The following is a 12660-nucleotide window of genomic DNA, read 5'->3' on the forward strand; positions in this document are numbered from 1 at the left end:
CCGCGCGTCCAGTCGCACGAAACGACCGCTGACGACCACAGGAGGCAGACATGACCGCCACGATCCCGTTCCCCGAGCGCGACCCAGAAGAGTTACTGACATTGTCGGAGGTCGCTGAGATCCTCAAGGTGTCGATCAACACGCTGCGTTGGTGGCGACAGATCGGCACCGGACCCGACTTCTTCAAGATCGGCCGCCATCTGGTCACCACCGTCGGCGACGTACGGAAGTTCATCCGCGAGCAGCGGCGGGCTGAGCGGCCCGTCCTGACCTGACGATCCGACCACCAGGAGGAAGGCGTGCCGATCACAGGTAAACGCGCCCGGAGTCCCTTCGGAGCAAGGAACCTCCCGGAGCTCCTGCCGATCGTGAAGGTCTTGGCCTGATGCCCCGGCCGCCGATGCCGCCCGGCGCTTGGGGCCAGATCACGGTGACGAGGGCCGGGTCGGGCACCCTCGAGGCTTCGGCACGCTACGTCTACTTCAGCGGCCGCGTCGCGCGCATCCGTGCGCGTGGGCCCAGCATCCAGTCCGCCCGCACCGCGCTGGTCCGCAAGCTTCAGGCGCTCAACGGAGCCGAGGCCGCCGAGGGCGACCTCACACCCGTCACGACCGTGGCGGAGCTTGCCGTCTTCTGGCTCCAGGAGAAGGAGGCGCAGCGGGTCAGTCCGAACTCGCTCAAGGCCTATCGCGGAACGGTGATGAACCAAGTCGTCCCGGTCATCGGCGAGCGACGGCTGCGCGACTGCCGGACGAGCGTCCTGGACCGCGTCATCAAGGACCGGGCAGCGAGCGGCTTCAGCCCCACCATGCTCCGCAAGGTCCTCCACGCCATGTTCGACGTCGCCGTCCGCCACGACGTCATGGCGTCCAACCCGGTGCGAGCGGTCGCTCGCATCTCGCGACCTCGCCGGGAGATCGAATACCTGGACATGGCTCAGATACAGGACGTGCGCCGCCTGATCGACGCGTCGAGCGGCAGGGCGCGTCCAGGTCCGCGGCCGACCAACGACCTCAAGGACGCCGTCGACCTGATCCTCGGCACCGGATGTCGCATCGGTGAGACGGGCGCCCTGATCTACGCCGAGATCGACCTGGGCGCAGCCAACCCGACGCTGACCGTGTCCGGGACGATCATCACCGAGACCGGAGTCGGCACGTTCCGGCAGCCCTGGACGAAGTCCAGCGCCGGCTACCGGACCCTGTACGTGCCGCCGTTCGCGGTGGAGATCCTGCTGCGGCGCCAGGTGGACAACCACGCCAACCCGCACGGCGCGGTCTTCCCGACCCGCCGAGGGACCTGGCGCCAGGTCTCCAACTGGGAGCGGATGTGGAACCGGGTAGTGGACCACACCGACTACGACTGGGTCACCTTCCACACGTTCCGCCGGTCGGTGGCCACCCTCATCGATCGCGAGGTGGGCCTCGAGGCCGCCCAGGCTCAGCTCGGCCACGAGGACAGCGACATCACCCGCGACTACTACGTGCACAAGGCGTCGGTGGCGCCTGACCTGACGGCGCAGCTCGAGAAGTTCCGGCCCGCGAACTGATGCGGACCGACACCCTGAACGCCGCCGACGCCGAAAAGTTTATGGACGGTTTTTGGACAGTTTGGCCGTCCCATTCAAGTCTCGGACCCGACGTTAACGGCGTTTCCGCAGGTCAGAAGGTTTTCGTTGCTCCCCCGGTTGGACTCGAACCAACAACCCTTCGGTTAACAGCCGAATGCTCTGCCAGTTGAGCTACAGGGGATCGGGTTGCAGCGCGCAAACCCTAGCAAGGGCAGGACCGGCGCTCGTAATCCGCGGAGTCAGTCCCGGGCCGGTGCCGTGCTCTCGCGGACGACGAGGGACGCCGGCAGCAGCACCCGCTCGACCGGCCCGGGCTCGGTCGTGGCCATCACGCTCATCAGCGCGCGGACGGCCTCCTTGCCCTTGGACGAGACCTCCTGGTGGACGGTGGTCAGCTGCGGGCTGGCCGCGACGGCAAGCGGGGAGTCGTCGAAGCCCACGATCGAGAGGTCCTCGGGGACCCGGAGGCCGAGCGACTGGGCGACCTGCATGGTCTCGACGGCGAAGGCGTCGGAGAAGCAGAGCACCGCGGAGGGGCGGTCGGGGCGGTCGAGCAGCTCCCGGGCCGTGGTCACCACGGCGCCGCTGGGACGCCACCGGGCGGCCTTCACCACGGGCTCGATCCCCGCTGCGCCGAGCGCCTCCATCCAGCCCGCCATCCGCTCGCGGGCCGGCCAGTTCCAGCTCGGCTGGCCGTCCACCTGGTACTGCGTCTCCAGCGCGAGGATGCCGACCCGGCGGTGGCCGAGGTCGACCAGGTGCTGGGCGGCGGCCCGCGCCCCGCCGCGGTCGTCGACGTTGATGCTCGGCGCGTTGGGGCTCGGGTCGTGGTCGACCGACACGAGCGGCAGCCCGCGGCGCTCGAGCCAGCCGATCTCAGGCGAGGCCGGGTCGCAGATGTAGACGATGGCGCCGTCCATCGCGACGTCGCGCGCCGGCACGTAGCCCGCCGGAGCGCCGGTGGCGTCACCCGAGGTGAGCAGGGTCAGCGCCAGCCCCTCCCGCGTGAGCGCGTCGGCGACCGAGCTCAGGAACTCGGTCGCCACGTGGTCCTGGAAGGCCTGGGAGAGCTCGTCGGTCAGGAGCAGCCCGATCGAGCCGACCTTGCCGCGGGCCAGGGCCCGGGCGGCCGGGTCCGGACCGACGTAGCCGAGCTCGTCGGCCGCGGCCAGGATCCGCTCGCGGAGCTCGGCCGAGAGCTGGTCTGGCCGCGAGAACGCGTTGGACACCGTCATCCGGCTGACGCCGACACGGTCCGCGATCGACTGCAGCGTCACCTTGGCCATGGGACTCCCAGTATTCCGGGTCGTTCCAGCCCTCGTGACACTCAACCCGGCTGGCAGACCTTGGCCGGGCGGGGCTCGACCCAACCGGCGACGGCGCGCAGGCTTCCGGCCAGGCGCAGCCGGGCCGCGGTGGTGGCGGCCGGGCGGGTGCGCTGATCGGACTCGACCGGAGCGTCGGGGCGGGCGCTGCCGGCGTGACGGCGGGTCAGCTCGACGGCCAGGTTGGCGGCGGTGGGTTCGTAGGTCATGGCTCCTCCTTTGGACACCTTCTTTAGCGGTACAGATCTTTACCGATACAGTAGGTCGCTGCTCTGTACCGGTCAAGTGCTTTTCCAGAAGGTTTGGAAAAGGTGCCGGGACCCGTCTCGGATCAGCCGTCGATCTCCTCGCGGGCCGCGGCCAGCGCCTCCTGCGCGGCATGCGCGACGAAGGGGTCGTCGGGGTCGATGCCCTCGTCGTACTCGAAGAGCCAGGTGACCTCGCGCTCCCCCGCGGGCGCCCGCCGGGCGATCACCCGCACTCCGCGCTTGCCGCGGATCGGGACATGGCGCTGCAGCACCACGCTGGCGGTGACCCGCTCGCGCACCAGCGTCAGCAGCCGGGTCGGCTCGCCGAGCACGAAGGAGTGCCTCGGCCGGGGCTGGCCCCAGGTGCCGACCTCGCTGACCCTGAGGGTCTCGGAGTCCCGGTCCCAGTCAGCAGACTCGACCTCCTCCCAGGGGATCCGGCGGCCACCGGGCAGGTACAGCGCCGCGCGGGTGCCGGCCACGACGCCGTCGGCCGCCGAGGCCCAGGCGAGCACTCTCTCGCCCGCGGCCACCTCGACCTGCGGCGAGGTACGACGAAGCCTCACGGTGCCCCGACGATCCGGTCGCGCAGCTTGCGGCGGTGCTCCTCGAGCGCGGCCAGCTCGCCGAACATCCGGTTGAACTCGTCGGGGTGCTCCACCGGGTTGGTCCGCTGCATCTTCGACTTGACCTGGTCGATCCGGCGCAGCGCCGTGAGCTCCAGCAGCCGGACGACGTACTGGAGGACGTAGTCGGACGTCGGCTCCTTGGCGGTCGGGAGCGGCTCCACGCTCAGCTCGGAGATCGCCGAGGCGACCACGGGGTCCGTCGCGGCGTCGCGGAGCTTTCCCGACCACGACGGGTCGCCGGCGCCGGTCGCCGGCCCGCCGCCGGCCTCGATGACCTCCCACACGGCCCGGTAGGTGGGGTGGATGAAGTCCTCGGGCCCGACATCGGCGGTCGTCCGGCCGATCACCATCGGGTGCTGGAGCACCACCTTCAGCGTCTCGCGCTCGATGGCGAACCGCGGGTCGCGCAGGCTGGGCAGCTCCTGTCGCGCCGGCCGCTCGGCCACCAGCTCCTCCTGTCCGGGCGGAGCACCCGGCCGCGGCGGACGGCGGGTCGACGCGCGCCGGACCTCGGCCCGCGCCTCCTCGACGTCCACACCCACCATCGAGGCGATCTCGCGCGCGAAGGCGTCGACCTTGGAGCGGTCGCGGATGCTCGAGACCAGCCGTGCGCTCTCCCGGAGCGCGTCGACGCGGCCGTCGGCGCGGTCGAGGTCGTACTTGGCCACGACGTTGGTGAGGACGAACCGGTAGAGCGGGACCCGTCGAGCGACGAGCTCGCGTACTGCCGCGTCGCCCTTCTTGATCCGCAGGTCGCACGGGTCGAGTCCGTCCGGCTCGACCGCGACGTAGGTCTGCGAGACGAAGTTCTGGTCGCCCTGGAACGCCTTGATCGCCGCCGCTTGGCCGGCCGCGTCGCCGTCGAAGGTGAAGATCACCTCGCCACGGAACTCCTCGTGGTCGGCCATGAACCGCCGCAGCACCTTGGCGTGGTCGTCGCCGAACGCCGTCCCGCAGGAGGCCACCGCGGTGCCGACCCCGGCGAGGTGGCAGGCCATCACGTCGGTGTAGCCCTCGACGACCACGGCCTGCGCCGAGCGGGCCATGCTCCGCCGGGCGAGGTCGATGCCGTAGAGGACCGTGCTCTTCTTGTAGATCGGTGTCTCGGGGGTGTTGAGGTACTTCGCCTCGATCCGGTCGTCCTCGAAGATCCGCCGCGCCCCGAAGCCGATGGTCTCGCCGCTGGCCTCACGGATCGGCCAGAGCAGCCGGCCGCGGAAGCGGTCGTACGCCGACCGGCCGACGGCCACGAGCCCCGCGGTGACGAGCTCGTCCTGACTGAAGCCACGGCCGCGCAGGTGCTTGAAGAGCGCGTCACCGTCGCGCGGCGCGAAGCCGAGCCCGAAGGTGTCGGCGGCAGTGCCGTCGAAGCCGCGCTCGGTGAGGAACTGCCGGGCCGGCGCCGCCTCCGGGGTGAGCAGCTGCTCGGTGTAGTACTCCTGCGCCACCCGGTGCGCCTCGATCAGCTTGCCGCGACCCGGACCCCGCGGCCGGTCGTCGCGGACGTCGCCCTCCTCGCGCTTGAGCTCGACGCCGTACTTGTCGGCCAGCCGCTCCACGGTCTCGGCGAAGCTCAGCCCGTCGATCTTCATCAGGAAGGAGATGACGTCGCCGCCCTCTCCGCAGCCGAAGCAGTGGTAGGTGCCCCGCGACGGGTTGACGTTGAACGACGGCGTCTTCTCGTCGTGGAACGGGCACAGCCCCTTCTGGGAGCCGCCGCCGGCGTTCTTGAGCGTGACGTAGCCGCTGACGACCTCGTCGATGGCGGCCTTCTCGCGCACCTCGGCGATGCTCTCCTCGCGGATCCGGCCGGCCACGTGCGACAGCCTACGGCGCGGTCAGTAGTCGCCGGTCATGACGTTCACAGGCTCCTCGCCGGCCGCGATCCGGTGGAGCTGGTCGCGCACCAGCCGGTAGGCGCGGGGCCACATCGCGCTGCTCGAGCCGCCCACGTGCGGTGAGATGAGGAGGCCCGGGCAGTCCCAGAGTGGGCTGTCCGGAGGCAGCGGCTCGTGGTCCACGACGTCGAGTGCTGCGCGGATCCGCTCCGTGCGCAACGCGGCCACGAGCGCGTCGGTGTCGACGACAGCGCCACGGGCCACGTTGACCAGCAGGGCGCCGTCCTTCATCGACGCGAGGAACGACGCGCCGACGAGGCCGCGGGTCTCGTCGGTGAGCGGCACGACGAGCACGACCACGTCGGCGGAGGGCAACAGCGCCGGCAGCTCGGAGATCGGGTGCACACCGTCCCGGGCAGACCGGGCCACCCGCACGACCGAGCACTCGAAAGGCGCCAGCCGCGCCTCGACGGCCGCCCCGATGGCGCCGTACCCCACCAGCAGCACCGTCCGGTCGGCCAGCGCCGGGTGCCACCCCGGCCTCCACCCGTGCCGGTCCTGGGCGCGCACGAACTCCGGTACGCCGCGCAGCGAGGACAGGACCAGGGTGAGCGCCAGCTCCGCGGTCGAGGCGTCGTGGATGCCCCTGCCGTTGCACAGCAGCACGCCATCGGGCACGGCATCGCGAATGTTGTCGACGCCGGCGGTGAGGGTCTGGACGATCCGGAGCGAGCTCATCTGCGCGAGGACGTCACGCACCTCCGGTCCCACCGTGTACGGCGGCACGAAGACCTCGACATCCTTCACCGAGGCGGGCAGGGACACGGTCGGGTCGACCTGCTCGTAGCGCAGCGCGTCGGGTGGGTCGCCGAGCTCCGCCGGGTCGAAGGGGAGCCAGACCAGGGGCTTCACGCGCGCCAGCCCGAGGCCACGGCAGCTCCCTGGTGGACGACCCGCTCGTGCCAGGCGACGGCACTGGCGTCGGTGAGCGAGGCGACCTGGTCGATCACCGCGCGCAGCCGCGCAGGGTCGTCCGGCGCGGCCTCCCAGTCGTCGGCGAAGGCCCGCTCCAGCGACGCGGGGGCGTGCCGGACGAGGGCCTCCACGAGCTCGGAGACCAGGTCGCGCTGGCGGGTCATCAGGGCGACGCGGTCGTCGGCCTGCATCACGTAGTGCGAGGCGATGCCCTTGAGCACCGCCATCTCGACCAGGGTCTGCCCGGGCACCACGAGGTCGGCCCGGTAGCGCACGAAGGGGCCGTCGGCTGCCGCGAAGGTCGCGGTCTGCACGGCCCCGCAGAACCGGCCCACCAGGTCGCTGGTCAGGTTCTTCAGGGCGGCCAGGCTGCGCCGGGTCCCGTCGTAGGGTCCGTCCGGCCAGCTGTCCACCTCGGTCAGCGCGGACAGCGCGGCGTCCAGGCTGTCGTCGGCGGCGTCGGGGAGGTAGAACGTGCGCACCGCCTCCCAGATCGCCGGCCGGTCGAGCCGCGCCAGGTCCACCCGTCCGGCCACCACGCCGTCCTCGACGTCGTGGACGGAGTACGCGACGTCGTCGGCCAGGTCCATGATCTGCGCCTCGACGCAGCGGTGCGGGCCGTCCGGGGCGCCCTTGCGCAGCCAGGTGAAGACCGGCAGGTCGTCGGCGTACACGCCGAACTTGCGGTTGCCCGGCGTCCGCTGCCACGGGTACTTCGTGCAGGCGTCCAGCGTCGCCCGGGTGAGGTTGAGCCCGACCGAGGCGCCGGACTCGTCGACGGTCTTCGCCTCCAGCCTGGTCAGCAGCCGCAGCGTCTGGGCGTTGCCCTCGAAGCCGCCGCATGGCTCGGCCAGCTCGTGCAGCGCCTGCTCACCGTTGTGGCCGAACGGCGGGTGCCCGAGGTCGTGGGCCAGGGCGGCGGTCTCGGCGATGTCGGGCTGCGAGCCCAGGGCCCGGGACAGGTCGCGGGCCACCTGCGCGACCTCGAGACTGTGGGTGAGCCGGTTGCGGACGAAGTCGTCGACCTGCGGCCCGTGCACCTGGGTCTTGGCCGCGAGCCTGCGGGACGCGGCGGCGTGCACGACGCGCGCCCGGTCGCGCTCGTACGGCGTCCGCTCGGGCGCCTCCACGCGCTTGGGCGGCTCCGCCACCAGCCGCTCGCGGTCGTGCTCGTCGTACAGCTCCGTGCTGTCCATCGAGCGTGACTCTACGAGGAGGTCAGTAGACGCTCACGTGGACGTGGTCGTAGTGGTTCGCCGTGGCCGAGCCCCGGTCCGGGAAGCTCCGCCAGCCCTCGGAGGCGCGCACCGGCGTCCAGATGTGCTGGCGCCACAGGATGTCGTAGATGTGCAGCTCGGAGGCGTGCGCCCGGAGGAAGTCCGCGATCGCGTAGCCCAGCTCGACATCGCTGGTCATGATGTCGATGGCCCGGCCGCTGGAGTGCTCTCCATGGTTGTCCCAGCCGCCGTACGACGTGATCTGCGGGAACGCGTGGCAGACCGACCGGTAGACGTAGACCGCACTGTCGGTCAGCCCGTTCTCGACGCTCGGGTCCGGGCACGGCTCCATCGACAGCCCGGCCGCGGCGGCGAGCGGCTTCTCGTCGGACAGGTAGCCGTCGGTCACCCAGCGGGACTGCCCCTTGAGGACGATCTCGGACCGGCCCCACATCTCGCGGCCGGTGACCAGGACCTTCTTGCCGGACTCGAGCTCACCGAGCTGCTTGGCCTTGTCGCCGGGCTGGTTCCAGATGTTGAGGTCCGCAGTGGTCCACTGATGGACCTTCGCCGCCTTGACCGCCGCGCTGATGGCCGCCTTGGACATGAACGACGGGGGCGGCAGGTCGCGCGACATCGTTGCCTTGACGCGGCTCTCGGAACGCGTGACCGGGTCCTCACCGCGTGCGGCCGAGGCGCTCGACGCGGTGCTGGCGGCGGTGACCGACGCCAGCGGGGTCAGGTCGGTGGCGTCCGGCTCGGCCGCGATGACGCCGATGGTGACCGAAGCGGCGGTCGCGAGGACCGCCAGCGGGCCGATGACGGCCATCGGCTTGGGTCTGGGTCGGCGGGCTTCGGGCTCCCGCTTGTGGCGGTGGTCTGCCACAGCGCTGATTCCTCTGCTTGTCGGTTGCACAGTCACGCGCCGGCCGGAAACCGTGGCTCCTGGCCGACGCGGTTGTCCAATCAACCACATCGGCACGTGGGCGGCCAATCCCCACTCCGGGATCGGCGTGGCCCAGGTCACCCCGTCCGACCCGGTTGAGCGTGATCGACGGGTATCCACTTCCGCGCGGCTGTAACGCGGATCTCACCCGCCGGTGGTCTCGTTGACCTCCTCGGTGAGGCCCCAGCCGGTGCCGTCGGTGTCGTCCAGCCAGCGCTCCGGCAGGGCCACCTTGTCGCGGGGGGAGCCCTGCCGCCCGCGCGGAGCACCCAGCTCCGAGACCGGGAATGGCTCGGACCGGTCCAGCCGGGTGAGCAGGTCCTCCAGCTCGGCCAGCGAGGTGATCATCGCCAGTGCGCGGCGCAGCTCTCCGCCCGCGGCGAAGCCCTTCAGGTACCACGAGACGTGCTTGCGGAACTCGATGCACCCCCGCTCCTCGCCCAGGTGCTCCGCCAGCAGCTCGGTGTGCCGGCGCATCATCGAGGCGACCTCGCCCAGGTGCGGGAGCGTGGCGACCTGCTCGCCTGCAAAGGCGGCCGCGAGGTCGCGGAAGAGCCAGGGCCGGCCCAGGCAGCCGCGCCCGACGACCACGCCCGCCGCACCGGTCTGCTCGACCATCCGCAGCGCGTCCGCGGCCTCCCAGATGTCGCCGTTGCCCAGCACCGGGATGTCGACGTGCTCGACCAGCCGCCCGATCGCGTCCCAGTCGGCGGCGCCGGAGTAGGCCTGCGCGACGGTGCGGCCGTGCAGCGCGATGGCGGCGCAGCCGGACTCCTGGGCGATCCGGCCGGCGTCGAGGTAGGTCAGGTGCTCCTCGTCGATGCCCTTGCGGGTCTTCATCGTCACGGGGACGTCGTACGGCGCCGCCGTGGCCACAGCGTGCTCGAGGATCTCGCCGAGCAGCTTGCGCTTCCACGGCAGCGCACCGCCGCCGCCCTTTCGCGTCACCTTCGGGACCGGGCACCCGAAGTTGAGGTCGACGTGCGCCACGCCGTACTCGGCGCACAGGATCTCGGTGGCCTTCCCGACGTAGACGGGGTCGGTGCCGTAGAGCTGGACCGACCGGACCGTCTCCGCCTCGTCGAAGACGAGCATGTCGAGGGTGTGCTTGTCGCGCTCGACGACGCCGCGACTGGTGATCATCTCGCACACGTAGAGGCCGGCCCCCTGATCGGCGCACAGCCGGCGGTACGCCGCGTTGGTGATCCCCGCCATCGGCGCGAGCACCACGGGCGTCGCCACCTGCAGCGAGCCGAGGGTCAGACCAGTCATCGCACTATTGTCGCCGAGCGCGACGCCAAAGCCTGCTTCGGCGGCGATCAGCGAGGGGCCGAGTCGGTCAGGGCGAGGCGCTGCCCGAGGGCTGGTCGCCCTTGTCACCGCCCTTGTCTCCCTTGCCCTTGTCTCCCTTGCCCTTGTCGCCCTTGCCCTTGTCGCCCGTCGGTGGCTTCTGGGGCTTGGGCTTCTGCAGCTCGCCGGTCCAGGTGATCGGGTCGAACTCCTGGGTGGGCCGGAAGCTGACCGCGGTCAGCTCGCCCTTCTTGGGCGAGAGGAAGACCAGGCAGGCGCGCATCGTGTGGCCCGGCTTGAACTTCTTCGGGAAGACCCCGGGCTGGCAGGGCGGGAAGGCGCTGGCGAACGTCGTCGACTCCACCAGCGTGTTGTTGCCGTCGACGATGTAGAGCGGGACGCGCTTGCCGCCGAGGTCGGTGTCGCCGCGGTTGGTGAGGGTCACCCGGACGAAGTAGGGGTTGGAGTTCTTCTGGGTCTGGTCGAGGTCCCAGCCGACGAACGACTTCTTGAACGAGGTCTTCTCCAGCCGCTTGACCTTGATGTCCAGGACGCCGACCACGCCCTGACGCAGCTGGTAGGCCACGGTCGCGGTGTCACCGACCGCGAGCTGGCTGCCCTCGGGGCTCAGCTCGACGCCGGCGGGCACGGGCAGTGACGGGGTGTCCGACGCGGAGGCGGTCCCCGTCTCGCCGGCCGTGCTGGAGGTGGAGCCACCCGCGACGTCGGGCCCCTTGTCGTCGCCCGAACAACCGGCCAGCAGGGCCGCGGCCGCCACGAGCGCGACGCACGAGGAGCCGGCCCTTCTCAGCACCCGGCCATTGTGCAAGGCGAAGGGCATCAGCAACCGGCGAATCGCTCTGAGAAGTACGCCGTGATCCCCTCGATCGGAACCCGCTCCTGCTCCATCGTGTCCCGAGACCTGACCGTCACCGCGTTGTCGTCGAGCGTCTCGAAGTCGACGGTCACGCAGTACGGCGTACCGATCTCGTCCTGCCGGCGGTAGCGACGCCCGATCGCGCCCGAGTCGTCGAAGTCGACGTTCCAGCTCCGGCGCAGCTCGGTGGCGAGGTCCTTGGCCTTCGGGGAGAGGTCGGCGTTGCGGCTCAGCGGCAGCACCGCCACCTTGACCGGTGCGAGCCGCGGGTCGAGCCGCAGCACGACGCGCTTGTCCACGCCACCCTTGGTGTTCGGCGCCTCGTCCTCCTGGTAGGCGTCGACCAGGAAGGTCATCAGGCTGCGGGAGAGGCCAGCGGCTGGTTCGATGACGTAGGGGTAGTAGCGCTCGTTGGCGGCCTGGTCGAAGAAGGAGAGGTCCTGGCCGGAGTGCTTGGCGTGGGTCTGGAGGTCGAAGTCGGTGCGGTTGGCGATCCCCTCGAGCTCGCCCCACTCCGAGCCCTGGAAGCGGAAGCGGTACTCGATGTCGACGGTGCGCGTCGAGTAGTGCGACAGCTTCTCCTGCGGGTGCTCGAAGTGGCGCAGGTTGTCGGGGTTGATGCCCAGGTCGACGTACCAGCGGGTCCGCTCGTCGATCCAGTACTGGTGCCACTCGGCGTCCTCACCGGGCCGGACGAAGTACTCCAGCTCCATCTGCTCGAACTCGCGGGTCCGGAAGATGAAGTTGCCCGGCGTGATCTCGTTGCGGAAGCTCTTGCCGATCTGGGCGATGCCGAACGGCGGCTTCTTGCGGGCCGAGGTGGCGACGTTGTTGTAATTCACGAAGATGCCCTGCGCGGTCTCGGGCCGCAGGTAGTGCAGGCCCTCTTCGCTCTCGACGGCGCCGAGGTAGGTCTTCATCATCCCGTTGAACATGCGCGGCTCGGTGAACGTGCCCTTGTTGCCGCAGTTGGGGCAGTTCAGCTCGTGCAGGTCGAAGACGGCGTCCGGCTTCTTCGCCAGGAACGCCTCTTCGAGGTGGTCGGCCCGGAACCGCTTGTGGCACTTGGTGCACTCGGTCAGCGGGTCGGTGAACTCGCGCACGTGGCCCGACGCCTCCCACACCTGGCGGGCCAGGATGATGGCGGAGTCCAGGCCGACGATGTCGTCACGCTGCTGGACCATCGCCTTCCACCACTGCCTGCGCACGTTCTCCTTCAGCTCCACGCCCAGGGGTCCGTAGTCCCACGCGGACCGGGTGCCGCCGTAGATCTCGCTGGACGGGTAGACGAAGCCTCGCTTCTTGGCGAGGTTCACGACGGAGTCGATGCGGTCCGCGGGCATTGTGGTGGCTCCTTCCATGGAGGCTGCTGCCGGCTGGCTGTCGGCAGGTTCCGGCCGGGCGCTCCCGGGCCGGACGAAGTACGAGCGGCGCAGCGGCCGCACCGGGATAACGCTACAGAAGCCGCACGGACACCCCGCCCGCGGGCAGCCCCACGGGCCGCAGGCACGAGGATCTCTGGGCGTCTGCAGCGTCGGCTCTCCAGGCCGAATGCCCGGCATCGCCCGAAGGGCGAGCCCGGCTATACAGTCCCGCACACTTCGAAGTGGCCGGTCGTGGTGTCCTGGTCGAGCTGGTAGACGACCTCGCGGCTGGAGCCGTTGGCGTAATCCAGGGTCACCGGAACGGTCAGGGTATTGATGTCCAGTTCGCCGACGCTGAATCCGGTACTGGTGATGGTGTCC

At 70.6% G+C, this 12660-nt stretch carries 12 protein-coding genes and 1 tRNA gene; 2 read left to right on the plus strand and 11 right to left on the minus strand.

Annotation, left to right across the window (positions count from 1 at the left end; all coding sequences use genetic code 11):
• Positions 1-50: 50 nt before the first annotated feature.
• The gene (locus VFV89_RS09925; protein WP_329705771.1) at positions 51-275 is read left to right on the plus strand and encodes a helix-turn-helix domain-containing protein; all 225 of its coding nucleotides are present in this window, start codon (positions 51-53) and stop codon (positions 273-275) included.
• Positions 276-385: 110 nt separating this feature from the next.
• Positions 386-1549, plus strand: coding sequence for a site-specific integrase (locus VFV89_RS09930; RefSeq protein ID WP_329705772.1), 1164 nt, complete (start codon positions 386-388; stop codon positions 1547-1549).
• Between the two features lie 129 nt (positions 1550-1678).
• Here VFV89_RS09930 and VFV89_RS09935 read toward each other — a convergent pair.
• The 11 genes from VFV89_RS09935 to VFV89_RS09985 form a co-directional block, all read right to left on the minus strand.
• Positions 1679-1751: transfer RNA gene (locus VFV89_RS09935), tRNA-Asn, on the minus strand.
• Between the two features lie 58 nt (positions 1752-1809).
• Positions 1810-2856 carry a LacI family DNA-binding transcriptional regulator gene (locus VFV89_RS09940; protein ID WP_329705773.1) on the minus strand — a complete coding sequence of 349 codons (1047 nt, stop codon included), beginning with the start codon at positions 2854-2856 and terminating at the stop codon, positions 1810-1812.
• Positions 2857-2897: 41 nt separating this feature from the next.
• A complete protein-coding gene (locus VFV89_RS09945; protein ID WP_329705774.1) occupies positions 2898-3104 on the minus strand; it encodes a hypothetical protein in 207 nt (68 codons plus the stop codon).
• Positions 3105-3226: 122 nt separating this feature from the next.
• The gene (locus VFV89_RS09950) at positions 3227-3709 is read right to left on the minus strand and encodes a hypothetical protein (protein ID WP_329705775.1); all 483 of its coding nucleotides are present in this window, start codon (positions 3707-3709) and stop codon (positions 3227-3229) included.
• Positions 3706-5589, minus strand: a complete 1884-nt coding sequence (gene dnaG, locus VFV89_RS09955; protein ID WP_329705776.1) for a DNA primase — start codon at positions 5587-5589, stop codon at positions 3706-3708. The genes VFV89_RS09950 and dnaG overlap by 4 nt, the downstream gene beginning before the upstream one ends.
• A 21-nt stretch (positions 5590-5610) precedes the next feature.
• Positions 5611-6522, minus strand: a complete 912-nt coding sequence (locus tag VFV89_RS09960; RefSeq protein ID WP_329705777.1) for a 2-hydroxyacid dehydrogenase — start codon at positions 6520-6522, stop codon at positions 5611-5613.
• Entirely contained in the window at positions 6519-7781 is a 1263-nt protein-coding gene (locus VFV89_RS09965) for a deoxyguanosinetriphosphate triphosphohydrolase (RefSeq protein ID WP_329705778.1), read from the minus strand. The genes VFV89_RS09960 and VFV89_RS09965 overlap by 4 nt, the downstream gene beginning before the upstream one ends.
• Before the next feature lie 22 nt (positions 7782-7803).
• Positions 7804-8631 carry a mucin-2 protein gene (locus VFV89_RS09970; RefSeq protein WP_329705779.1) on the minus strand — a complete coding sequence of 276 codons (828 nt, stop codon included), beginning with the start codon at positions 8629-8631 and terminating at the stop codon, positions 7804-7806.
• Positions 8632-8892: 261 nt separating this feature from the next.
• Complete coding sequence (gene dusB, locus VFV89_RS09975) at positions 8893-10020, minus strand: tRNA dihydrouridine synthase DusB (RefSeq protein ID WP_329705780.1); 1128 nt, start codon at positions 10018-10020, stop codon at positions 8893-8895.
• Between the two features lie 67 nt (positions 10021-10087).
• Positions 10088-10852, minus strand: a complete 765-nt coding sequence (locus VFV89_RS09980; RefSeq protein ID WP_329705781.1) for a hypothetical protein — start codon at positions 10850-10852, stop codon at positions 10088-10090.
• 26 nt (positions 10853-10878) lie between these two features.
• On the minus strand, positions 10879-12258 hold the full coding sequence (locus tag VFV89_RS09985) for a glycine--tRNA ligase (protein WP_329705782.1): 1380 nt from the start codon (positions 12256-12258) through the stop codon (positions 10879-10881).
• Positions 12259-12660 lie beyond the last annotated feature (402 nt).

Source organism: Nocardioides sp., assembly GCF_036274455.1.
Lineage (GTDB): Bacteria > Actinomycetota > Actinomycetes > Propionibacteriales > Nocardioidaceae > Nocardioides.